At 63.6% G+C, this 21,103-nt stretch carries 23 protein-coding genes, 1 tRNA gene and 1 pseudogene; 7 read left to right on the top strand and 18 right to left on the bottom strand.

The annotated features are described in order from the left end of the window. The first annotated feature begins 11 nt into the window (after positions 1-11). The 3 genes and pseudogenes from C7W88_RS13365 (at position 12) to hflX (ending at position 3,506) form a co-directional block, all read left to right on the top strand. A pseudogene (locus tag C7W88_RS13365) lies at positions 12-1,396 on the top strand (sigma-54-dependent transcriptional regulator). 188 nt (positions 1,397-1,584) lie between these two features. Then, complete coding sequence (hfq, locus tag C7W88_RS13360) at positions 1,585-2,160, top strand: RNA chaperone Hfq (RefSeq protein WP_205525184.1); 576 nt, start codon at positions 1,585-1,587, stop codon at positions 2,158-2,160. After that, complete coding sequence (gene hflX, locus C7W88_RS13355) at positions 2,157-3,506, top strand: GTPase HflX (RefSeq protein ID WP_118073907.1); 1,350 nt, start codon at positions 2,157-2,159, stop codon at positions 3,504-3,506. The genes hfq and hflX overlap by 4 nt, the downstream gene beginning before the upstream one ends. Here hflX and mazG read toward each other — a convergent pair. The 11 genes from mazG to C7W88_RS13310 all read right to left on the bottom strand — a co-directional run bounded on the left by mazG (position 3,483) and on the right by C7W88_RS13310 (position 12,454). Then, complete coding sequence (mazG, locus tag C7W88_RS13350; protein WP_118073906.1) at positions 3,483-4,268, bottom strand: nucleoside triphosphate pyrophosphohydrolase; 786 nt, start codon at positions 4,266-4,268, stop codon at positions 3,483-3,485. The genes hflX and mazG overlap by 24 nt on opposite strands. A 105-nt stretch (positions 4,269-4,373) precedes the next feature. Then, positions 4,374-4,544, bottom strand: a complete 171-nt coding sequence (locus C7W88_RS22750; protein ID WP_162896055.1) for a hypothetical protein — start codon at positions 4,542-4,544, stop codon at positions 4,374-4,376. A gap of 11 nt (positions 4,545-4,555) precedes the next feature. Then, on the bottom strand, positions 4,556-5,323 hold the full coding sequence (locus tag C7W88_RS13345) for an MBL fold metallo-hydrolase (RefSeq protein WP_118073905.1): 768 nt from the start codon (positions 5,321-5,323) through the stop codon (positions 4,556-4,558). After that, positions 5,320-6,096, bottom strand: a complete 777-nt coding sequence (locus C7W88_RS13340) for a TatD family hydrolase (protein ID WP_118074771.1) — start codon at positions 6,094-6,096, stop codon at positions 5,320-5,322. Before C7W88_RS13340 ends, C7W88_RS13345 begins: the two co-directional genes overlap by 4 nt. Then, positions 6,096-7,661 carry a methionine--tRNA ligase gene (gene metG, locus C7W88_RS13335; RefSeq protein WP_118073904.1) on the bottom strand — a complete coding sequence of 522 codons (1,566 nt, stop codon included), beginning with the start codon at positions 7,659-7,661 and terminating at the stop codon, positions 6,096-6,098. The genes C7W88_RS13340 and metG overlap by 1 nt, the downstream gene beginning before the upstream one ends. A gap of 36 nt (positions 7,662-7,697) precedes the next feature. Further along, entirely contained in the window at positions 7,698-7,883 is a 186-nt protein-coding gene (locus C7W88_RS24810) for a hypothetical protein (protein WP_370073137.1), read from the bottom strand. After that, entirely contained in the window at positions 7,880-8,665 is a 786-nt protein-coding gene (locus tag C7W88_RS13330; RefSeq protein ID WP_370073136.1) for a hypothetical protein, read from the bottom strand. The genes C7W88_RS24810 and C7W88_RS13330 overlap by 4 nt, the downstream gene beginning before the upstream one ends. Next, positions 8,662-9,297 (bottom strand): dTMP kinase, encoded by a 636-nt coding sequence (gene tmk, locus C7W88_RS13325; protein WP_118073903.1) that lies wholly within the window; start codon positions 9,295-9,297, stop codon positions 8,662-8,664. Before tmk ends, C7W88_RS13330 begins: the two co-directional genes overlap by 4 nt. Further along, entirely contained in the window at positions 9,294-10,367 is a 1,074-nt protein-coding gene (locus C7W88_RS13320) for a D-alanyl-D-alanine carboxypeptidase family protein (RefSeq protein WP_118073902.1), read from the bottom strand. The genes tmk and C7W88_RS13320 overlap by 4 nt, the downstream gene beginning before the upstream one ends. Before the next feature lie 154 nt (positions 10,368-10,521). Further along, a complete protein-coding gene (locus tag C7W88_RS13315) occupies positions 10,522-11,427 on the bottom strand; it encodes an SPOR domain-containing protein (protein WP_118073901.1) in 906 nt (301 codons plus the stop codon). Beyond that, positions 11,411-12,454 carry a lytic transglycosylase domain-containing protein gene (locus tag C7W88_RS13310; protein ID WP_370073242.1) on the bottom strand — a complete coding sequence of 348 codons (1,044 nt, stop codon included), beginning with the start codon at positions 12,452-12,454 and terminating at the stop codon, positions 11,411-11,413. The genes C7W88_RS13315 and C7W88_RS13310 overlap by 17 nt, the downstream gene beginning before the upstream one ends. A 113-nt stretch (positions 12,455-12,567) precedes the next feature. Here C7W88_RS13310 and C7W88_RS13305 point away from each other — a divergent pair. Next, a tRNA-Ser gene (locus tag C7W88_RS13305) sits at positions 12,568-12,657 on the top strand. Here C7W88_RS13305 and C7W88_RS22745 read toward each other — a convergent pair. After that, positions 12,658-12,801: a hypothetical protein gene (locus C7W88_RS22745; protein ID WP_162896054.1), complete on the bottom strand. Its 144-nt coding sequence runs from the start codon at positions 12,799-12,801 to the stop codon at positions 12,658-12,660. Positions 12,802-13,060: 259 nt separating this feature from the next. Here C7W88_RS22745 and C7W88_RS13300 point away from each other — a divergent pair, with 259 nt between their 5' ends. Both C7W88_RS13300 and C7W88_RS13295 read left to right on the top strand, forming a co-directional pair. After that, entirely contained in the window at positions 13,061-13,330 is a 270-nt protein-coding gene (locus tag C7W88_RS13300; RefSeq protein ID WP_118073899.1) for a hypothetical protein, read from the top strand. Continuing rightward, positions 13,279-13,587 carry a hypothetical protein gene (locus tag C7W88_RS13295; RefSeq protein ID WP_118073898.1) on the top strand — a complete coding sequence of 103 codons (309 nt, stop codon included), beginning with the start codon at positions 13,279-13,281 and terminating at the stop codon, positions 13,585-13,587. The genes C7W88_RS13300 and C7W88_RS13295 overlap by 52 nt, the downstream gene beginning before the upstream one ends. A 77-nt stretch (positions 13,588-13,664) precedes the next feature. Here the strand turns inward: C7W88_RS13295 and lpdA are convergent, their stop codons facing one another. The 3 genes from lpdA to C7W88_RS13280 are packed head-to-tail and all read right to left on the bottom strand — an operon-like array spanning position 13,665 to position 16,800. Further along, entirely contained in the window at positions 13,665-15,077 is a 1,413-nt protein-coding gene (gene lpdA / locus C7W88_RS13290) for a dihydrolipoyl dehydrogenase (RefSeq protein ID WP_118073897.1), read from the bottom strand. 13 nt (positions 15,078-15,090) lie between these two features. Further along, complete coding sequence (locus tag C7W88_RS13285; RefSeq protein WP_039332329.1) at positions 15,091-15,477, bottom strand: acyl-CoA thioesterase; 387 nt, start codon at positions 15,475-15,477, stop codon at positions 15,091-15,093. Positions 15,478-15,513: 36 nt separating this feature from the next. Beyond that, a complete protein-coding gene (locus C7W88_RS13280; RefSeq protein ID WP_118073896.1) occupies positions 15,514-16,800 on the bottom strand; it encodes a pyruvate dehydrogenase complex dihydrolipoamide acetyltransferase in 1,287 nt (428 codons plus the stop codon). A 172-nt stretch (positions 16,801-16,972) separates the two neighbouring features. Here C7W88_RS13280 and C7W88_RS13275 point away from each other — a divergent pair, with 172 nt between their 5' ends. Next, complete coding sequence (locus C7W88_RS13275) at positions 16,973-17,431, top strand: universal stress protein (protein WP_039332326.1); 459 nt, start codon at positions 16,973-16,975, stop codon at positions 17,429-17,431. Here C7W88_RS13275 and C7W88_RS13270 read toward each other — a convergent pair whose 3' ends face one another. From C7W88_RS13270 to C7W88_RS13265, 3 genes are read right to left on the bottom strand one after another with little or no spacing between them, the layout of a single operon-like run. Further along, entirely contained in the window at positions 17,432-19,711 is a 2,280-nt protein-coding gene (locus tag C7W88_RS13270; RefSeq protein ID WP_118074770.1) for a ribonuclease R family protein, read from the bottom strand. 39 nt (positions 19,712-19,750) lie between these two features. Beyond that, positions 19,751-20,185: a hypothetical protein gene (locus tag C7W88_RS24805; RefSeq protein WP_370073135.1), complete on the bottom strand. Its 435-nt coding sequence runs from the start codon at positions 20,183-20,185 to the stop codon at positions 19,751-19,753. Continuing rightward, the gene (locus C7W88_RS13265) at positions 20,128-21,069 is read right to left on the bottom strand and encodes a M28 family peptidase (RefSeq protein WP_370073134.1); all 942 of its coding nucleotides are present in this window, start codon (positions 21,067-21,069) and stop codon (positions 20,128-20,130) included. Before C7W88_RS13265 ends, C7W88_RS24805 begins: the two co-directional genes overlap by 58 nt. Positions 21,070-21,103: the final 34 nt, after the last annotated feature.

The following is a 21,103-nucleotide window of genomic DNA, read 5'->3' as shown; positions in this document are numbered from 1 at the left end:
GGACCCAAGCAATGGCACTCGATATCCTCATCGTAGACGACGAACGCGACATCCGCGAACTGGTCGCAGGCGTTCTCTCCGACGAAGGCTATGGCTGCCGGCTTGCGGCTGACAGCACTTCAGCCCTCGCCGCGATCGACGAGCGCCGCCCGAGCCTCGTTTTGCTGGACGTCTGGCTGCATGGCAGCCCGATGGACGGGCTGGAAGTCCTCGACGAAATCAAGAAGCGCGAGCCGGAACTGCCGGTCATCATCTTCTCAGGCCACGGCAACATCGACACCGCGGTTTCCGCGATCAGCCGCGGGGCCATGGATTTCCTCGAAAAGCCCTTTGAGGCAGAGCGTCTGTTGCTGTTGGTGGAACGGGCAACCGAGACCGAGCGCCTGCGCCGCGAGAATGCCCGCCTGCGCCAGGGATTTGCCATGGCCGAGGAGTTCACCGGCAACAGCTCGGCGATCAACCAGGTCCGCGCGACGCTCAAGCGCGTGGCCAATACCGGCAGCCGCCTGCTGATCACTGGCCCGGCCGGTTCCGGCAAGGAAGTTGCGGCGCGCCTGCTTCATTCATGGAGCCCGCGCGCGCAGAGCCCGTTCATCACGGTAAATTCAGCCCGCATCACGCCCGAGCGCTTCGAACAGGAGCTGTTCGGCGAGGAGATCGACGGCAAACTGGTGAGGGCGGGGCTGCTCGAGATGGCGGACGGGGGACGCTGTTCCTCGACGAAGTGTCCGACATGCCCGCGTCGAGCCAGGCGCGAATCCTGCGCGTGTTGACCGAGCAGTCCTTTGCCCGCGTTGGCGGCCATCGCCAGTTGCGCGTGGACGTTCGCGTGGTCTCGTCCTCGTCGCGCCCGCTGGAAAAAGAAATCGCCGAACGCCGCTTCCGCGAAGATCTCTATTACCGGCTCAACGTGGTTCCGGTGGCGATCCCGTCGCTGACCGACCGTCGCGATGACATTCCGCCGCTGGTCGATCATTTCTTTGCCCGCTACGCCAGCGAGCAGGGCGTGTCGCCGCCTGCAATCTCGCCCGAGGCGATGGCAGCCCTGCAAAGCTATGACTGGCCGGGCAACGTGCGCCAGTTGCGCAATGTGGTCGAGCGGACGGTGATTCTGGCACCGCGTGACCGATTGACGCGGATTGACTCCGACATGCTGCCGTCGGAGATCGTGAGCACTCCGATGGGCGGAGATTCCGCAGGTTCTGCCCTGATGGGCGTGCCGCTGCGCGAGGCGCGCGAGAACTTCGAGCGCGAGTATCTGAAGGTCCAGATCAGGCGGTTTTCCGGAAATATTTCAAAGACTGCAAGCTTCATCGGCATGGAACGCTCGGCCCTGCATCGCAAGCTCAAGCTGCTCGGCATGGCGGAACGGCGCGAGGATGAAGACGAAGATTGAGCGCAAAAGATATTGAATTGCCGCCTGTGAATACGCATTAATTCGGAACCCTGTGCAAATTCCCATGTTTACGGAACGTGCGGGGGACTTAAACTCGTCAATGAACCCGGCCAGAGTGTGATCCGCACGAAGGCCAGATCGCGAAAGCCCCCGCAGGGCTGAGCCAATAGAAAACGGAGTCACGTGAAATGACCGGAAAGACCTTGTCTGCCCGCCCTCGGCCCAAGCCCGAACCCGCTCCCGTTGTGGAGACTTCGGCGCCCGTAACCGGCCCGAGTGGTGGCAAGGGGCAGAACCTTCAGGACCTTTTCCTCAACCACCTGCGCAAGAACAAGATCCCCGTCACGATGTTCCTCGTGAAGGGTGTCAAGCTGCAGGGCATCGTCACGTGGTTCGACAACTTCTCGATTCTGCTGCGCCGCGATGGCCAGTCGCAGCTGGTCTACAAGCACGCGATCTCGACGATCATGCCCGGGCAGCAGCTTTCGGTTGCGCACTTCCAGACGGGTGGTGAGGAAAACGGCAAGAAGGCCCGCCTGCTGCAGGAAGTGTTCCTGTCCAGCGTGCGCGATTCCGGCGTGCAGGTGACGATGTTCCTGGTGAACGGCGTCATGCTGCAGGGCAAGGTCGCGTCTTATGATCTCTTCTGCATGCTGCTCGAGCGCGAAGGCTACGTCCAACTCGCCTACAAGCATGCCGTTTCGACAATTCAGCCTGCCGGTCATGTTGATCTCACCGGCGACTGGGATGGTGAGGATTCCTGAGTACTTTTGAATTTGGCAACAACACCGGCGAGATTGCCGGTGAAGTCACCCGTGGCGCGCGCGCCGTTGTCGTCCTCCCCGATATCAAGCAGCGGGGAGGGGGACTTGGTACCGATGCGGAAAGCCGCCTTGAAGAAGGGCAGGGCCTCGCTCGTGCCATCGGCATCGAAGTGGTCGATGCCTTCATCCTGCCGATCCGTGCCGTCCGTCCTGCGACCCTGTTCGGTGAAGGGCAGGTCGAACGCATCGGCGTGGCCTGCAACCTGTCAGACGCCGAGTTGGTCATCGTTGACGGTTCGCTTTCGGCGATCCAGCAGCGCAACCTCGAGGAAAAGCTCAAGCGCAAGGTCATCGACCGGACGGGCCTGATCCTCGAAATCTTTGGCGAGCGTGCGGCAACCGCCGAAGGCCGGCTGCAGGTCGAGCTGGCGCATCTCGATTACCAGGCGGGGCGGCTCGTGCGGTCATGGACCCACCTTGAGCGTCAGCGCGGTGGCTTCGGATTCCTGGGGGGGCCGGGTGAAACCCAGATCGAGGCGGACCGTCGCCAGATCCGCGGGCGCATGGCGCGGCTGCGCAAGGAGCTCGATCAGGTGCGGCGCACGCGCGGGCTCCATCGCGAGCGGCGCCAGCGCGCACCTTGGCCAGTGATTGCGCTGGTCGGCTACACCAACGCCGGGAAGTCCACGCTGTTCAACCGCCTGACCGGCGCTGACGTCATGGCGGAAGACCTGCTGTTCGCCACGCTTGATCCGACGATGCGCGCCATCCGGCTGCCGGGCGTCGAAAAGGCCATCCTGTCGGACACCGTGGGTTTCATTTCCGAACTGCCAACGCAGCTTGTGGCGGCTTTCCGCGCAACGCTTGAGGAAGTCACTGCGGCGGACGTTATCGTGCATGTGCGCGACGTGTCCAATCCGGCAACGGCGGATCAGAAGGCGGAGGTCGAGCAGATCCTCGCCGACCTTGATGTGATCGGGGAAGGGGGCTCGAAAATTCCCATCGTCGAGGCATGGAACAAATGGGACCTGCTCACCGCTGAAGAGCAAGCTATGCGGCAGGACCTGATCTCGGCGCGGATTGCCGAGGTTCCGGTGGTGCCCATTTCCGCGCTGACTGGTGCGGGCGTCGAAGCCCTGCTTGAGCAACTCGGCCAGATGCTGACGGGCGGAGCGCAAACGCTGGAGTTCACCATTCCGCTGTCGGATGGACAGCGTCTGGCTTGGCTCCACGCCCATGGTGATATTCAGGAGGAAGCCGAGGCGGAGACTGCCGAAGGCGAGCCGGCGCTGCGCATCAAGGTGCGATTGACCCAGCGTGAACTAGGCCGTTTCACCGCGCTCTGAGGCTTTTACGGACTGCCAGAGTTCTTCTTGCTGGTCGAGGGTCAGCTGCGCAAAGCGGCCCTCGGCCAGTTGCTCCATGCCCCTGAAGCGCCGCTCAAACTTGGCGTTCGCCTGGCGCAGCGCTTCCTCGGGTGCGACGCCATGCTTGCGCGCGAGGTTGACCGCAGCGAAAAGCAGGTCACCGGCTTCCGCAACGCGCTCTGCGTCTGAGGATGCATCAGCAAGTTCCTGTATTTCTTCATAAACCTTAGCCGCCGCGCCGGAGGGATCGGGCCAGTCGAAGCCTTGCCTGACAGCCCGCTTTTGCAGCTTTTCAGCCCGCATGAGTGCTGGAAGCGCCAGTGCAACGCCGTCCATGGCGCTGGTCGCACCCTTTGACGAACGTTCAGCGGCCTTGGCGCTTTCCCAGCGATCCTCACGCGATTGACCTTCGTCAGTCTCATCTCCGAAGACATGGGGATGCCGCGCTTCCATCTTTGCCGAGATCGCAGCGGCAACGTCGTCAAACGAGAACAGGCCGAGCTCTTCGGCCATCCGCGCGTGAAACACGACCTGGAGCAGCAGGTCGCCAAGTTCTTCCTTCAATCCAACCATGTCGCCGCGGGCAATGGCGTCATCGACTTCGTAGGCTTCCTCGATCGTGTACGGTGCGATCGTTGCGAAAGTCTGCGCGCAATCCCATTCGCAACCGCGCGCCGGATCACGCAGGCGCGCCATGATGGCGAGAAGACGCAAAAGATTTGGCGTGGAAGCTGCGCTCATGGTCATTTCCCGGTTCTGTTGACTTGGGTCGGGACGGCGCCCGACCTGTCAGATTAGATTTGATAATAATGATTATGTAAACTAAGGCTGCACTGGGTTGTGTCGTCACCACCTCAACACGGTAAATATCAGAGCCCCCACGATAAAGAGAAAGGCCCATAATGCCGCCATCCTCAGCCCGTCGGACAGTCCGATCTCACGGCCTTTGAAATTAGCAATGGCCAGGACCAGCGCCATGGATATGCCGATGATGCGCACTGTATCGTAACTGTCCATGCCGCACCGCCTTAGAGGTTTACTTCGAGCCCGTCGTAAGCAGGTTCGACGTGGTCAGGCGTTTCGGCACACAGTGTCCGGTAATCCATCGACTTGTCGAGATGTGTCAGGATGCCATGTCCGGCTCTGGTCGCTTCGATCAGTTCCAGAGCCATGCCGAGATGCGAATGCGTCGGATGCGGTTGCCGCCTCAGGCAATCGACGACCAGAATGTCGACCTTGTAGAACAGGTCGATCATCTCGCTGGTAATCTCGCTGAAGTCCGTGGCGTAACCGATTGTTTTGCCTGCCTGATCGAAGCGAAAGGCCGTAGATTGCGCCGGACCGTGCGGCATCTGGCAGTGTCCAATACCAATGCCGCTCAACATGCGAACCCGGTCAAGGTTATCGAGTTCGACAATGGTGTGATAGCCGTGCTGCCCGGCAAACACGTAACCGAAGCGCTGGCGCAGGCGGCGGACAGTCTCGCTTGCCGCATAGCCCGGAATGGGGCCGCCGCGACCGTAACGCAGCGGTCTGAGGTCATCGATACCATGGCAGTGGTCGGCGTGATCGTGGGTCCATAGCACACCGTCAACGCGATCTATGCCGCAGCTCAGGAACTGCTGCCGCAGGTCGGTCGGCGTGTCGACAAGCAACCTGCTGCCGTCGTCGCCCTCGACGATGATGGCGACGCGGGTGCGCCGGTTTCTCGGCTCGTTCGGATCGCATTCGCCCCAATCGTTGCCGATGCGCGGCACGCCCGTCGATGTGCCGGACCCGAGGATCGTCAGCTTCACAGGCTGGCCTTGCTGAAAAGCTTGAAGAAGTTGGCGCCGGTGCGATCCGCCAGGGCTTCCTGTGACGTGCCTCGCAGGCCGGCAACGAATGCGCATGTGTCGGAGACGAACGCCGGCTCGCAGGTCTTGCCCCGGTGCGGCACTGGCGCAAGGAACGGCGCATCGGTTTCGACCAGAATGCGATCTTCAGGCAGATTGGCTGCAATCACCTGCAAGTCCTTGGCATTCTTGAAAGTTACGATACCGGAAAGCGAGATCGACAGGCCAAGTTCCAGCATTCTGGCGGCAAATGGCGCGGATGCGGTGAAGCAGTGGATCAGGGCGGGGAAGGCCCCCTTCCCCATTTCTTCCTCGATGATCCGCGTCGTGTCGTCCTCGGCATCGCGCGTGTGGATGATCAGTGGCAGGCCGGTTTCTCGGGACACGCGAATGTGGACCCGGAACAGGTCCTGCTGAACTTGCCGGTCCGAATGGTCGTAATAGTAGTCGAGCCCGGTCTCGCCGATGCCGATCACGCGCGGGTGCGCAGCGGCTTCCAGAAGCGCGGCCTCGCCCAGATCGGCATGACCATCGGCCTCGTGCGGATGGATGCCGATACTGGCCCAGACATCGCTCTCACGCTCGGCCGTGGCGACGATGTCGGCCCATTCGCGCTGGCGGGTCGAGATGTTGAGAAATCCGCGCACGCCCGTCTCTCGCGCGCGCCCGAGAACCTCGGCCTGATCTTCGACCAGGCCCTTGTAGTTGAGATGGCAGTGTGAATCGATCAGCATCATGCCGAGGCAGGCTCTTCGGGCAATTCGAGGCGCGGGAACGCCGGCACCGGTTGTGCGAGCTTTTCACCTGTGGCCACGCGCGCCACGTACCAATCTGCATCGGTCAGTGCCGCAAATCCACGAGCGTCACCGGGCACGCCAAGCTGGTCGAGGACCTTGGCAGCAGCGGCTGGGACGACCGGCGCAATCGCGATTGTCAGATCCCTGATGGCCATGAACAGGGTAAGCAGCACCGCCTTCATTCGTTCCGGATCGGTCTTGCGCAGAGCCCAAGGCGCTTGCTCGTCCACGTAGGCATTGCAGGCGAAGACGGCGCGCATCCACGCATCGATACCGGTAGAGAAGTTCAGCGCTTCGAATTCGCGCGGCAGTTCTTCGCGGCAGGCGGTGAACACGGTAGCGAGCAGAGCGTCGTCTGCTTCGGCGCTCGCAAACTTCTCAAGCGTGCCGTCCATATTCTTGAAAATCATGGATAGTGTGCGTTGAACGAGGTTGCCGTAGCTGTTGGCAAGTTCGGCGTTGCAACGCGTGACGATCGCTTCTGGTGAGTACGACCCGTCCTGCCCGAACGCCACTTCGCGCATCAGGAAATAGCGCAGCGGATCGACGCCGAAACGCTCTGCCAGTTCGAGCGGATCGGTGACGTTGCCAAGCGACTTGGATTCCTTCTGCCCGCGATTGAGCAGGAAGCCATGGCCGAAGACCTGCCTGGGCAGGGCGATGTTCGCGCTCATCAGGAAAGCCGGCCAGTAGACCGTGTGAAACCGGACGATGTCCTTGCCGATCAGGTGGAGGTTTGCCGGCCAATACCTTGCGAAGTCGCCCGATTCCTCGGGGAAACCGAGGCCGGTGATGTAGTTGGTCAACGCATCGACCCATACGTACATCACGTGGCCGTCGCTGCCCGGCACCTTCACGCCCCAGTCGAAGCTGGTGCGCGAGACCGATAGATCGCGCAAGCCCCCTTCCACGAAGCGCATGACTTCGTTGCGACGGCTGTCCGGTTGGATGAACTGCGGGTTTTCGTTGTAGAGCTTCAGCAGCGGCTCGGCATACCTGGACAGGCGGAAGAACCAGGATTCCTCGACCGTCCATTCGACCGGTGTTCCCTGCGGCGAGAGCTTCTCACCCCCTTCCCCAGCGACCAGTTCGCTCTCGTCGTAGAAGGCCTCGTCGCGGACCGAGTACCAGCCTTCGTAGCGATCAAGATAGAGATCGCCGCTGGCTTCCATGCGCCGCCACAACTCTTGCACTGAAGCGTGGTGACGCTCTTCCGTGGTCCGGATAAAGACGTCATACGAAACGTTGAGTTCGTCACACATCTTGATGAAATATGAAGACATTTCGTCAGAAAGCTCACGCGGCGACACGCCCAGATCACGCGCCTTCTGCGCCATCTTCAGGCCGTGCTCGTCGGTGCCCGTCTGGAAGCGCACGTCACGCCCCATCGCCCGCTGGAAACGCGCGATGACGTCAGCGGCAATCGCTTCGTAAGCGTGGCCGATGTGCGGCTTGCCGTTGGGGTAGGAAATGGCGGTGGTGATGTAGAAGGGTTCGCCCATCGGGCCGGTCGCTTTCTCAAAAGGAATCTGAAAGGCTTATCGCGCGCCTTCCCTAGTCGGCGCGGCCGATGCCAGCAAGGAGCCGATTTCCATGGTAAGCATTGCCGGATCGAAGTTGTAGATCGGTGCTTCCCCGGCCAGCCTGACCAGACGCGCATGCGTTTCGACAAGGCGCACCTTCGCGGCATCGTCTGCGTGATCGAGCGCGCCGACGACGGTCATCCGCGCGGCCTCGATCGCAGCGGCAATCCGCTCACGATCGGGCCTTGTGCCCAAAGCACCTGCAAGCGCGCCCCGCAGCGAAAGGTCAGGATCGCCCTGTTCGACGATCCGCGCGAACAAGGCCTGCGCCTTGCCCAGGTCCTGCGCGGCAAAGGCCAGTGCCGCACCGGGTGAGCCCCCGCGACAGCTAGCGCACCTTTGCGGGTTTCAGCATCAAGCTCTGGCGCAGCGTCGTCCAGGGCACGGGCTACTTCAACCGGCGAAAGGGGATGGAACCGCACGACCGTGCAGCGCGACCGCACAGTTGGCAAAAGCCGTCCGAGCGCATGGACAACAAGCAGGAAGAAGGTGCCAACCGGCGGTTCTTCAAGGCTCTTGAGCAAGGCGTTGACGGCGCTCTTCTCGAGCAAGTCTGCCGAATCGATGATGACCGCGCGCCTGCGTCCCAGCGTCGGCCGGGTAGTCAGCCTGCGTTGCAGGCCGCGCACCTGATCGACCGAGATACTGCGTTTCAACTGGTAGGGCTTGCCCTCATCGCGCTTCTTGGCCTCGTCGTCGTTGGCCGGAAGCTGGGCAAGGGTCAGGATGTCGGGATGCGCTTCAACCGGCGGTTGCGGCACTCCGGGTTCGGCAACAAGCTCTGCAGCCGCTGCGCGCGCAAAGCTTGCCTTGCCGAGACCCTCGCGCCCGGCGAGGATCCAGCCATGATGCATCCGTTCGCCGCCAATGGCCGCGCGCCAGATACGCCAAGGTCCGTCATGCCCGATCATGCGCTCGCTCATGGCAGCAAGCCTGCAAGCCGGGCCATGATCCGTGAATGGACGTCTGCGGGTGATCCCACGGCATCGATCTCGGCGAAGCGGTCCGGCGCCTGCACGGCGAAGCTGCGGAACGCCTCGGCCACGCGCGCATGATAGGCCGCGCCGCGGCTTTCGATACGGTCACCCGTACCGCCATCGCGCAAGGCGAGGCGCTGCGCCGACACCTCAGGCGGCACGGTGAGCAGGACGGTCAGGTCCGGCAACAGGCCCCCGCTGCCGATGCGGTGAAGGTCGAGAACTTCCGCGTCTGAAAGCCCGCCGCCTCCGCCCTGATAAGCGCGGCTGCTGTCGACGAAGCGGTCGCAGATCACCCACGCTCCGCGCGCGATGGCCGGGCGGATGAGCTTCTCGACGTGATCAGCGCGGGCGGCGGCAAAGAGCAGAGCCTCGGCGCGGGCGCCCCACCCCTCCCCCTCGGTGCTGAGCAGCATTGCGCGGATGGCCTCGGCGCCCGGCGTCCCACCAGGCTCTCGCGTCGTCACGACCTCAAGCCCCCGGGCGCGCAAGGCGTCGGCCAGCATGCGGCCTTGCGTCGATTTGCCGACGCCTTCGCCGCCTTCAAGGGCAATGAACTGTCCCGGCAGCCCGGTCACAGCCCAACCAGTCCCAGCGCACCATTACGCAGCCGCGCCAGCACGCCGCCGCGTGGCACATCCGATCCGGCAACAAGCGGCAGCACGTGCACCGCCTCGCCCGGTACGCGCACCAGCAGGCTGGCGACAGTCTCGCCTTTGCGGATCGGAGCCTTCAGAGGCCCCTTGTAGCGCACCGAGAGCGTGTAGTTACTCGTGGTCCCCTTGGGCATGGTCAGGCTGAGATCGTGCGGGGCGACCAGCGTGACCTCTCGTGCCTCCCCGCCCTGGACCACCGCCGTGCCAACATTGGCGCCGCGGCGATAGAGCGCCTTGGCGTCCCACGCTGCAAAGCCCCATTCGATGAAGGCGCGCGATTGGTTGGTGCGGTCAATCGGACGGTCATACCCTCCAAGCACCATCACCAGACGGCGCCCGTGGCGCTGCGCGGAACCAACGAAGCCATAGCCCGCCTCGTTGGTGAAACCGGTCTTGACCCCGTCCGCCCCTTCGGTGTGGCCGTAGAGAGGATTGTGGTTGGGCTGCGTGATCCCGTTCCAGGTCATCTCCGAGTGACCGTAGAAGCGACGATAGAGATCGGGAAACCGCGTCATCAACGCGCCGCTCAGGGTGGCAAGATCGGCGGCGGTCACATAAGTCTCGCCTTCGTCCATCCAGCCATTGGGGGTGTTGAAGTGGCTGTCGCGCATGCCAAGTTCGGCTGCGGCTGCGTTCATCAGCGCTGTAAATGCCGGGACCGATCCCGTCGCGCCTTCTGCCAGGACGACACAGGCATCATTGGCCGAGACCGTAACGATGCCCTCGATCAGTTCGGCAACGGTCGGCTGTGCCTCGGCGGGCAGGAACATCGTGCTGCCAACGTTGCGCCACTTGCGGAATGTTTCCGGGCGGATCGGAATGCGCTGGTCGAGACGCAGTTTGCCCTTCGAAATCAGATCGAAAGCGACATAGCTGGTCATGATCTTGGTGATCGATGCCGGCACGAAGCGCCGGTGCGGATCACGGGCATAGAGCACGCGGCCAGAACCGACATCGAGCATCAGGGCGATCGGCGCATCGATCCGCGGCATTGTGGCAAGAGGATCGAGGCTGACCGGTTTTGGGGCCGCCTCGGGGCAGCGGCCTGCGCAGGCAAGCCCGCCAGCACCATCGACAAGCCAACCGTTACAACCTTCAAGCGCAAGTGCATTCCCCGGACTCTGCCGGTCGTCCCTGCGCCCGGGATCAAGGCGCGGTCACGACCCTTGCATCGGCATAGCCGCCCGCGCGAACCTTCGCCAGCGCCGCATCGGCTTGTCCACGATCCTTGTGCGGCCCTGTGCGTACGCGCCACAAGTTGCCGGTGGGAGAGGCCGCGCCGCCGGTGGCCTTGGCGGCCGCTTCGGCCCGGGCTTTCGTCGAATAGGCCCCGACCTGGATGTAATACGCCTTTGTCGGCCCGCGCGCCGCAGTCTTCGGTGCCTGTTTGGGTGCCTCAGCTCTCGGCGCGGGTTTGGCTGGCGCTTTTACTTCCTTCGGAGCCGGTACGGGTGCGGACACGGCAGCCGGCACGGTCGACACGGAAGGCCCGGCTGCCACCGGCGGGACGGGTGCGATACCCAATTTGCGCTTCAAGGCCGCGAGCAGGCCGGAGGGTGTGTCCATCCGGGCCGGAGCCTCGCCACCGGTCCGGAGCAAGGCGCGTTCTGCTTCGGGCGGATTTACGCGCCTGACACGCACCGGCAGACGGCTGCCTGGCGCGGCGCCCAGTTGCGACCATGCTCCTGCGGACAGCGCGACCAGATCGCTGCCGGTCATCGGCCCGCGCTCGGTAAGGCGAACAAGAATGGTCCGGCCGGTTTCAAGCGAGGTCACTTCGACATAGCTCGGCAAAGGCAGCGTGCGGTGTGCGCCTGATACGCCGTCCCCGCCTGACATCTGGGCATAACCCACCGAATCGTAGTTCAGCGTGTCTGCCGGGGTGTAGGTCACACCTTCAACCTCGAAAGGCGCGCCCAACACCATCGGGTAGTCGCCCGCCGGCCCGGCCATCGAAGCGCCTGAAGCCCTTGAAACACCGGCATTCGCGCTACCGCAGGCGGTCAGCAGCAGCGTGGCGACAAGCGCGAAACGGTTAACGGGATATCTCATCTGCAAGAAGTCCTACGGACAGGGCGTAAAAGTTCGAGCAGTTGTAATCGAGGATAACCCTATAATTTCCGGTTAGCAGATAGGCCGTCCGCCCGCGCCCATCGGGTTCGAGCAAGCTGGCCATGACATTGTCGGCGGGCCAGTTTCCGGCGCGGGGCACTATGCCGAGCGCGCGCCATTCAGCCATTGTCTTCCATCCGGTGTGCCGATCAAACACGCGCGGGCAGCGTGGGCTTTTCAACGTGGTGCCGAGGCTGGCGCGATCAAGCCCATCCGGCACGCTGACGGCAACGCCCCAGGGCTGGCCCGGGCGCCAACCGGCATCGCGAAAGTAATTTGCAATCGAAGCCAGCGTATCGGTGCGGTTGTTCCAGATGTCGGCAAAACCATCGCCATCGCCGTCTTGCGCCACGCGGAGATAGACCGACGGCAGGAATTGCGGATTGCCGAAGGCCCCTGCCCAGCTGCCGACCAGCTTCGAGCGCGGCACGCCGCGATCGACCATCTTCATCGCCGCGACGAATTCGTCGGCAAACAGCTCCCGCCGCCGTCCTTCGTAAGCGAGACTTGCCAGCGCACGCGGCAAATCGAAATTGCCGGTATAACCGCCGTAGTCGGTTTCATGCCCCCAGATTGCCATGAGGACCGGACCGGGGACGCCGTATTGTCGTTCGATCCCGCCGATCTGACCGGCCGCGGCAGCGTATTGTCGCCGCCCGCGCAGGATGCGTGCCGAATCGACATGCTGCCGACGGTAAGGCTCAAACGCCGGTATGGTGCCCGAGGAAGATCCCGGCTGCGCGCGGTCAAGCTGGATCACACGCTGGTTGAGAGTGAGGCCGGAAGTCATTGCCGCGATTGTCGATTCGCGCACACCTTCGGCGCGTCCGCGCGCGGCAAGAAGCTGCAGATACCCCTGAAAGCCCGCCTCTTCCTCATCGACCTGCCCGGCGGCGGGGCCTACCGCCAACAGCGCCATGGCAGCCACGCCAAACGCCCGGATCGCCTTCGCATTCTTCAGAAACATCATGAAACCGATGTCGCACGGAACACCATGGATGGGAATCCCCTTTGCGACCGACGCCAAACCCGCTAACGGCGAGCCGAGCCAGCATCGCCATCAGGTAATGCTAGCCGTGCGGACAGGTGGCCGAGTGGTTTAAGGCAGCGGTCTTGAAAACCGCCGTGGGTGGAAGCTCACCGTGGGTTCGAATCCCACCCTGTCCGCCATTACTCTTCCTCCGATTCCGGTATTTCGAGCGCCTTCATGGTCATGTCGTTGCGGTCGACCGAGTGACCGGGCTTCACCGTCTGACGGTGCAATTCTGCTTCCCAAGGCAGCGGATTCAGGGGTTCTTCGATCTCGAATTCCATTGAACTCTCTCCTCGGCATGGAAAATCTCCAGCGGGAAGAGTGTTCCGATGGTTAGTAGATTACTCCATTTCTGATCTTGTCTTTGTGTTGCTCATGTGGAACGTCCGAGATTGGGCAACAGGGAAGGAAATTCAGATGCATCGTAAAGTATTTGGCGTGGTCGCGCTACTCGCGGCTGCGCAGAGCCCAGTATTGGCTCAAGAAACGACAGCTGCGCCGGCAGCAGTCGTAATGCCGTCGGCTCCGGCAGCACCCGTCATGCGGCAGATCATCCTTCCGCCGAACTCTGAAGTGGTGATCACTCCGAACGATACGCTGACCACCAAGGGCAAGCAGCTCAAGGAAGGGTACAAGTTCCGTCTCTCGACCATGTTCGATGTGATGCAGGACGGGTATGTGGTGATTCCCAAGGGTACCATGGGCGAAGGCACTGTCACCTGGATGACCAACAAGGGGCATTCGGCAAGTCGGGCAAGATGGAAGTGTCGTTCGATTGGCTCGATCTGGGTGGCAAGCGCGTTTCGCTGACGGGCAATCATCGCCAGGAAGGCGAAGGAAACACCGGTGCAACCGTTGGCACGGCCGTCGCCGTCGGGGTGTTTTCCGCATTCGTGACAGGACGCTCGGCAACGATTGTAAACGGGCAGCAATTGCGTGGGCGCACCGCTGAGCCTTTGACATTCACGGTTCCGGATTCCGCCGCGCGGGTTGTGGCGGGCACTTTGGTGTCGACGCCGGTGGCTGCTCCGGCGGCAACGGCGCCAGTGGCCACACCTGCCAGCTGAAGTTTCGCTCGAACACAAAAAGGGGGCGCGGGCAGATGACCTGTCCGCGCCCCCTTTTTCTTGCCCGTTGCGGACCCTCAGATGTGGATCGCGCGCCCGTATGCAGCGAGGACGCTTTCGTGCATCGATTCGCTGATCGTCGGGTGCGGGAAGACGGTGTGCATCAGTTCGGCTTCGGTCGTCTCGAGCGTCTTGCCGACGACGTAGCCCTGGATCATCTCGGTCACTTCCGCGCCGATCATGTGGGCGCCCAGAAGTTCGCCGGTCTTGGCGTCGAACACGGTCTTCACGAAGCCTTCCGGCTCACCCAGCGCGATGGCCTTGCCGTTGCCGATGAACGGGAAAGTCCCGACCTTCAGTTCGTAACCGGCTTCCTTGGCTTTCGCTTCGGTCAGGCCGACGCTGGCGATCTGGGGGTGGCAGTAGGTGCAGCCCGGAATGTTGGCGCGGTCCATCGGATGGGGATGGACGTCCTTGTTGCCGAGTTCGGCGGCAATGGCTTCGGCGGCGATCACGCCTTCGTGGCTCGCCTTGTGCGCCAGCCATGGACCCGGCGTGACATCGCCGATGGCCCAGAGGCCCTTCACATTGGTGCGGCCATAGCCGTCGATGGCGATGATGCCGCGTTCGGCCTTCACGCCCACGGTCTCAAGCCCGATGTTCTCGGTGTTCGGCACGATGCCGACGGCGACGATGACATGGCTGTAGTCGGCCTCGGCAACCTTGCCGTCCTTGCCCTTGATCTTCGCCTTCACGCCCGATCCTGAGACGGCAAGGCTCTCGACGCCCGCGCCGGTCATGATCTTCATGCCCTGCTTGGTCAGCGCCTTTTCGAGGAAGGCCGAAACGTCAGCATCTTCCACGGGAACCACGCGGTCCATCATCTCGACGACCGTAACTTCGGCACCCATGTCATTGTAGAAGCTGGCAAATTCGATGCCAATGGCGCCCGACCCGATGACCAGCAGCTTGGTCGGCATCTGCTTGGGCGTCATAGCGTGGCGATAAGTCCACACCCGCTCGCCATCGGCCTTGGCGAACGGCAAATCGCGCGCGCGGGCGCCGGTGGCGACGATCACATGCTTGGCCGAGATTACTTCCGTGCCCTTCTCACCGGTAACCTCGACCGAGGTTGCCGACTTCAGGACACCATTGCCCATGTGCACGGTGATCTTGTTCTTCTTCATCAGGTGCGTCACGCCCTGATTGAGCTGCTTGGCCACGCCGCGCGAGCGCTTGACCACCGCATCGAGATCGGCGCGAATATTGTCGGCAGCGAGACCATAGGCAGCGGCGTGCTTCATGTGATTGAGCACTTCGGCCGAACGCAGCAGCGCCTTGGTCGGGATGCACCCCCAGTTAAGGCAGATGCCGCCGAGGTTCTCGCGTTCGACAATGGCGGTCTTCAGGCCAAGCTGCGCGCAGCGGATCGCCGCGACATAGCCGCCGGGGCCCGATCCGAGGACGATGACGTCGTATTGGTCAGCCACGCAAATGCTCCTGTCAGTCTGTCTGCGGCAAGGGCCGCGGTTTGCGTTCGTCGTCGATGGCGACGAAGAAGAATCGTGCTTGGGTCACCTTCTGGCGGTCTTCGCCGGTCCGCGCGCGGCGCCAGGTTTCCACATCGATGGTCATCGAAGTGCGTCCCGCCTTGGCAAGAGAGGCATAGACCGAGACCTCGTCACCCACATGGACCGGGTGATGGAAAGTCATGCCCTCCACGGCAATCGTGGCAGCGCGGCCCTTGGCCCTTCGTGCCGCAACAATGCCTGCCGCCATGTCCATCTGCGCCATGAGCCATCCGCCAAAGATATCGCCGGCGGGGTTCGCATCAGCTGGCATCGCCGTGATGCGGATGGCCGGTTCGCCCTGTGGTAGCGGATCGGCCATCATTGCACCCCTGCGACTTGTTTCAGGCGATCAGGCTCAGGCCACCAGACCCAGCGGGTTCTCGATCAGGTTCTTGAACGCCTGCATCAGCTCGGCACCGTCGGCACCATCGATGGCACGATGGTCGAAGCTGCCGGTGGCCGACATGACCGTGGCGATGCCCAGCGCGCCGTCGATCACGTAAGGGCGCTGTTCGCCCGCGCCGACAGCCATGATCATTGCTTGCGGCGGGTTGATCACCGCGTCGAAGCTCTTGATCCCGAACATGCCGAGGTTGGACAGCGAAGCCGTGCCGCCCTGATACTCGTGCGGCTGCAGCTTGCCTTCACGCGCCTTGCCGGCCAGTGCTTTCATTTCCGTGGCGATGGCCGAGATCGACTTGTTGCCGGCATCGACGATGATCGGCGTGATCAGACCCGAAGGCGCAGCGACGGCAACCGAGATATCGGCGCGGCTGTAAGTGCGCAGTTCGTCGCCCGCGAAGCTGACGTTGCACTTGGGCACCTGCACCAGCGCCTTGGCCAGAGCCTTGATGATCAGGTCGTTGACCGAGAGCTTCACGCCCTGCGCCTCGAGCGCCTTGTTGAGCTGGCCGCGCAACTTGAGCAGGGCATCGAGCTGGATGTCGACGGTGAGGTAGATGTGCGGGATCGTCTGCTTCGCCTCGGTCAGGCGGCGAGCGATCGTCTTGCGCACGTTGTTGAGCTTGGTTGCCTCGTACGGAATGCCGAAATCGGGCACGGCTGCAGGAGCCGGAGCCGCGGCAGGCGCTGCTGCCGGTGCTGCAGCGGCGGCGGGTGCAGCGGTAGCAGGCGCGGCAGCGGCGGGCTTCGCACCTTCGACGTCGGCGCGAACAATGCGGCCGTTGGGGCCCGAACCGGCCACACCGGCAAGATCGATGCCCTTGTCCGCGGCGATGCGCTTGGCCAGCGGGCTGGCGATCACGCGGTCACCTTTCGGAGCGGGCGCTGCGGCAACGACCGGAGCAGGCGCGGCTGCGGGCGCAGATGCTGCTTCGGCCTTGGCAGCAGGTGCAGGTTCGGCAGGCTTTGCAACCGGCGCGGGCGCGCTGGCGTCTTCGTCCTCGCCCGCGATCATCGCGATCACGGTGCCGACCTTCACGCCTTCGGCACCCTCGGCAACGTCGATCGAAACGATCGTGCCTTCATCGACAGCCTCGAACTCCATCGTGGCCTTGTCGGTCTCGATCTCGGCCATGATGTCGCCAGAGGAGACCTTGTCGCCCACCTTCACCAGCCACTTCGAAAGCGTCCCCTCTTCCATGGTGGGGGAGAGGGCGGGCATCTTGATGGCGATGGGCATGGGCGTGTTTTTCCGTGTCCTGATGGCAATAAAGCGAAGGGGTCGTAGCGGAAACCACCCCTGCATCTTTTGTCAGGCCCATTTCACCAGTCTGGCGCGTCGGGTCAAGTGGCTTGCCGCTTGCGCCGCATACGAATTTGCCGATACGTGTGCGTCGAGAGGACAATTCGCCATGTCGCAGCGCATATATCTGGTCATCATGGACGAGACTGACGAAGCCAAGGGCGCCTTGCGCTTCGCGGCAAGGCGCGCGGTGCGCACCGATGGCACTGTCCACATTCTTGCCCTGGTGCCGCAGCAGCAGTTCGTTGCGTTCGGCGGAGTACAGGCCACGATCGAGGAGGAAGCGCGCGATCGCGCCGAAGTGCTCGCCATGACCGCTGCCGGAAGTCTTGCCAGCGAGTCAGGCCTTTCTCCGCAAATCTCGGTACGCATGGGCGATGGCCCGAAAGTGGTGCGCGAATACCTGGGCGAGCACCCGGAAGTCTCCGCGCTGGTGCTGGGCGCAGCCGGAGGCGGCAATCCCGGGCCACTGGTCAGCCACTTCGCCGGAATTGCCGGCCAGCTGCCCTGCCCGCTGATGATCGTCCCCGGCGCGATCTCGGACGAGGAAATCGACCGCTTCAGCTGATCATTTGCGCTTGCCCTGGTGCCGGATGTTCGATGGGCGGCCGCGCTTGCCGGCGATGTAGTTTCCCTGCCGCTTGGGCTTGTGTTCCATCTTGCCCCCGCGACGTTCGATCCGCTGCACGCCCTCGGCCACGTCCACCGGCTCGAACTTGAGAGCGCCGGTCAGCGGGTTGGCCTCGGCAAGGCGCAGCTTGAGGATCTGGCCCATGGCAAATTCCTCGCCGCTCAACTCCCCGATCAGGCGTTGCGCCTTCTCGTCATAGTTGAAGCGCTCCGCCCCCAGCGTGGAGACTGGCACGAGGCCATCGCCACCCAGGCCGATGATCGTGGCGAACAGGCCAAACTTCTGGACGCCAGTGATTCGCGTATCGAAGACCTCACCGACCTTGCCCGAAAGCCAGGCCGCGACGTAGCGGTCGATGGTGTCGCGCTCGGCCTCCATCGCACGGCGTTCGGCATTGCTGATGGCTTCGGACACGCGCGCCAGGTCGCCCCGGTCGCGGTCGGACAAGCCCGACGTCGGCGGCAGGTCGGCCTTGGGCCGCGGCTGCTCCAGCCCATAAGCATCAACCAGCGCGCGATGCACCAGCAGGTCGGAATACCGCCGGATCGGCGAGGTGAAGTGAGCGTAAGACCCGAGACTGAGGCCGAAGTGCCCGGCATTGCGCGGGCCATAATAAGCCTGCGTCTGGCTGCGCAGCACCGCCTCCATGATCAGCGCCTTCTCCGCCTCGTCGGCGATGTCCTTGAGCATGCGGTTGAATAGCGAAGGCGTGATGACCTGCCCCAGCGAAAGCTTGCGATCGAATGTCGCCAGATAGTCCTTCAGCGCCACCAGCTTCTCGCGGCTCGGCGGTTCGTGAATGCGATAGACCACCGGCGCGACCTTCGCTTCCAGCGCCTTGGCCGCCGCAACGTTGGCCGCGATCATGAAGTCCTCGACCACGCGATGCGCATCAAGCCGTTCGCGAATCGCGATCTCTGCGATCTTGCCCTGTTCGTCGAGCACCACGCGGCGCTCGGGCAGTTCGAGGTTCAGCGGATCGCGTGCATTTCGCGCCTTTTCCAGCAGTCGCCACGCGTCCCACAAGTTGGCAAGATGCGCCTCGGCTTCACCCGCATCGATGCGCCGCTGCGCTTCTTCGTAGGCGATCACTTCGGCGATCCGCACGATCGCACGGGTAAAGCGCCAGTCCTTGATCCGGCCCTCGCTGTCGATCGACATGTGGCAGGCCATTGCCGCGCGGTCAGCGCCCGATTTCAGCGAACAGACGTCCGCCGACAGCACTTCGGGCAGCATCGGCACGACGCGGTCGGGGAAGTAGACCGAGTTGCCGCGCTTGCGCGCCTCGCGGTCGGTCTGCCCGCCTGGGCGGACATAAAAGCTGACGTCAGCAATCGCGACGAGAGCGTTGAAGCCGCCCTGCCCGTCCGGCTCGGCCCAGATGGCGTCGTCATGGTCGCGCGCATCGGCCGGGTCGATCGCCACGATCGGCAGGTGCCGCAGGTCCTCGCGCTTGTCTTCGCTCAGCGGCAATTTCGCTGCGTCCTCGGCCTCGCGGATCGCGGCTTCGGGGAACACGAACGGAATGCCGTGCTTGTGGATCGCGATCAGGCTGAACGCACGCGGCGCCAGAGGATCGCCGAGCACTGCCACAACCTTCATGCCCGAGCGTGGCGAACGCCCGGCAGGCTCGGCCAGCACCAGTTGCCCCGCCTCGGCTCCGCCAAGGTCCGAGATCGGCACGGCATTGCGCACGCGCTTGTCGACCGGCGCGAGCCAGCCCTTGCCGGCGCCGTCCACTTCGACGACGCCCATCAACTGCTCTTCGCCGCCCTGGAGCTTCTTCATCGGATGGGCGAGCCAGCCCTTCCCCGCTTCCTCGGTGCGCGCCAGAATGCGGTCGCCCACCCGAAGCGCCGGGCCGCGCTCCCGCGCCTTGCCCCGCGGCTCCACCACGCGCAGGCGCGGCGGCGGGCTTGCGTCCTCAGGCTGCCAGCTGTCGGGGATGGCGACCGGTTCGCCCTCGTCGATTTCGACAATGCGCAGCACTGTAACGCGCGGCACGCCGCCCATCGCGTGGAAGGCGCTGCGGTTGCCATCGATCAGGCCTTCCTCGGCCATGTCCTTGAGCAGCGTCTTCAGCGCGATCTTCTCGGTGCCTTTCAGGCCAAAAGCCTTGGCAATCTCGCGCTTGCCCGCAGGCTCGTCCGATTGTGCGATGAAGTCCAGCACCTGCTGGCGCGTCGGGAGCCCTTGCGGAAACTTGTTCTTGGCCATTGGCGGCATGTGGTCGTTATGGTCGCGTATGGCAAGAAGTTAAGGCCTCGGAAGCGGGGCGAACTGCCCGCCTGGCACCGCCGAAGCGATCGGGCCTTCACTGCCATCTGCTGCCACTGCACTGACGCCGAACAACCAGTCGTCCGCGCGCACGCCCGGCAGGCTTGCTTTGACGTCCGAGGTTTCGAGCAACCGCGTCTCCCACATCGGCGCATCGGTGCGGCGCTGCCACAGCACATAGCGCGCTGCCCCCGCCACAGGCTGCCACGCGATGTCCGTGCTCGCCTGCACTGCGCCCTTGACGACGGGAACTGGCGGCATTGGTGTCCGTGCCAGCTTCGCCAGCGCGCGCACGTTCAGTCGCGTCACCTTGGCGAGGTAGGGAAAGTCCATTTCGTCGATAGTATCTCCGAACTTCACGCCGCCCTCGGTGCGCAGGTCCTGATGCTGGTGTTCGTAATCCTCGACCGCCACGGTGAAGCGGATCGCGGGTAGCCCTTGTCCGAGAACGGCAACTGATCACCGCCACGGCCGAGCCGATCAGCGCGCCAGATCTGGCGCACGGCAAGCCCGGCGGCGTCCCTCTCGGCAAGCTTGGCAACCCAGCGGGAGATGTTGCGCGACGGGCTGTCATTCTCACCGCCATAGCGGCGCATCTGGGCGCGCAGGGCATCGGTGGCATCGGCGCGTGGGCCTTCGGACAGGACGCGAACGTGCGCGTCGTCCTTGTAACCGTCTGATCCGGTCGAGCCGCCGACGATATCGTTGTTGAGCACGGCCTTCACCGTCCAGCCCTGCTGTGCCGCATAATCGGCAAGCAGCTTGCCGCCGAGCAATCCCTGCTCTTCACCGGAAAGCACAGCGTAGACGATGGTGGTCGGAAACTTCTCCCGCGACAGCACCCGCGCGGCCTCGATCACCAGGGCGGTGCCCGAGCCGTCATCGTTCGCGCCCGGCGCATCCTTCGTCGCATCGAGCACGTCCGATACGCGACTGTCGATGTGGCCCTGCACGATCACGACCTCGTTGGGGCGTTCCGCGCCGCGCTGGATCGCTACCACATCGACAAGGCGGGTCGGCACCGGCACCCGATCGCCGCTTACCACCGTTTCCGGCAGTACGATCTCCAGGCAGTTGCCGCAGGCGGCCGAGCTCTTGCGAAACTCCGCTTCGGCCCATTTACGCGCCGCACCGATCCCCCGCTTCGGGTCGGTCTGCGAAGACAGCGTGTGGCGCGTGCCGAAGCTGACCAGCTTTTCGACATCGGCGCGAAGCCGTGCCTCGGAGATGGCGTCCTCGGGCGCGGCCAGGGCGGCGGTCGAACAAAGCAACGGAGCCAGGTAAAGCGCGTATCTCATCCTGCCGAGACTAGCGCCAAGGCCGGCAACGCCA

It is taken from the genome of Novosphingobium sp. THN1 (assembly GCF_003454795.1).
GTDB lineage: Bacteria > Pseudomonadota > Alphaproteobacteria > Sphingomonadales > Sphingomonadaceae > Novosphingobium.
The sequence above is the reverse complement of the archived record's forward strand: the minus strand, read 5'-3'. Positions and strand labels throughout refer to the sequence as shown.

Bases quoted from the DNA above. Each gene is read 5' to 3' on its own strand.
- hfq (WP_205525184.1), top strand. From the start codon at position 1,585: ATGACCGGAAAGACCTTGTCTGCCCGCCCTCGGCCCAAGCCCGAACCC.
- mazG (WP_118073906.1), bottom strand. From the start codon at position 4,268: ATGAGCGCAGCTTCCACGCCAAATCTTTTGCGTCTTCTCGCCATCATG.
- C7W88_RS22750 (WP_162896055.1), bottom strand. From the start codon at position 4,544: ATGGACAGTTACGATACAGTGCGCATCATCGGCATATCCATGGCGCTG.
- C7W88_RS13340 (WP_118074771.1), bottom strand. From the start codon at position 6,096: ATGCTGATCGATTCACACTGCCATCTCAACTACAAGGGCCTGGTCGAA.
- metG (WP_118073904.1), bottom strand. From the start codon at position 7,661: ATGGGCGAACCCTTCTACATCACCACCGCCATTTCCTACCCCAACGGC.
- C7W88_RS24810 (WP_370073137.1), bottom strand. From the start codon at position 7,883: ATGACCGTCGTCGGCGCGCTCGATCACGCAGACGATGCCGCGAAGGTG.
- C7W88_RS13330 (WP_370073136.1), bottom strand. From the start codon at position 8,665: ATGAGCGAGCGCATGATCGGGCATGACGGACCTTGGCGTATCTGGCGC.
- C7W88_RS13320 (WP_118073902.1), bottom strand. From the start codon at position 10,367: ATGCCGCGGATCGATGCGCCGATCGCCCTGATGCTCGATGTCGGTTCT.
- C7W88_RS13315 (WP_118073901.1), bottom strand. From the start codon at position 11,427: ATGAGATATCCCGTTAACCGTTTCGCGCTTGTCGCCACGCTGCTGCTG.
- C7W88_RS13310 (WP_370073242.1), bottom strand. From the start codon at position 12,454: ATGTTTCTGAAGAATGCGAAGGCGATCCGGGCGTTTGGCGTGGCTGCC.
- C7W88_RS22745 (WP_162896054.1), bottom strand. From the start codon at position 12,801: ATGGAATTCGAGATCGAAGAACCCCTGAATCCGCTGCCTTGGGAAGCA.
- C7W88_RS13300 (WP_118073899.1), top strand. From the start codon at position 13,061: ATGCGGCAGATCATCCTTCCGCCGAACTCTGAAGTGGTGATCACTCCG.
- C7W88_RS13295 (WP_118073898.1), top strand. From the start codon at position 13,279: ATGGAAGTGTCGTTCGATTGGCTCGATCTGGGTGGCAAGCGCGTTTCG.
- C7W88_RS13285 (WP_039332329.1), bottom strand. From the start codon at position 15,477: ATGGCCGATCCGCTACCACAGGGCGAACCGGCCATCCGCATCACGGCG.
- C7W88_RS13280 (WP_118073896.1), bottom strand. From the start codon at position 16,800: ATGCCCATCGCCATCAAGATGCCCGCCCTCTCCCCCACCATGGAAGAG.
- C7W88_RS13275 (WP_039332326.1), top strand. From the start codon at position 16,973: ATGTCGCAGCGCATATATCTGGTCATCATGGACGAGACTGACGAAGCC.
- C7W88_RS13270 (WP_118074770.1), bottom strand. From the start codon at position 19,711: ATGGCCAAGAACAAGTTTCCGCAAGGGCTCCCGACGCGCCAGCAGGTG.
- C7W88_RS13265 (WP_370073134.1), bottom strand. From the start codon at position 21,069: ATGAGATACGCGCTTTACCTGGCTCCGTTGCTTTGTTCGACCGCCGCC.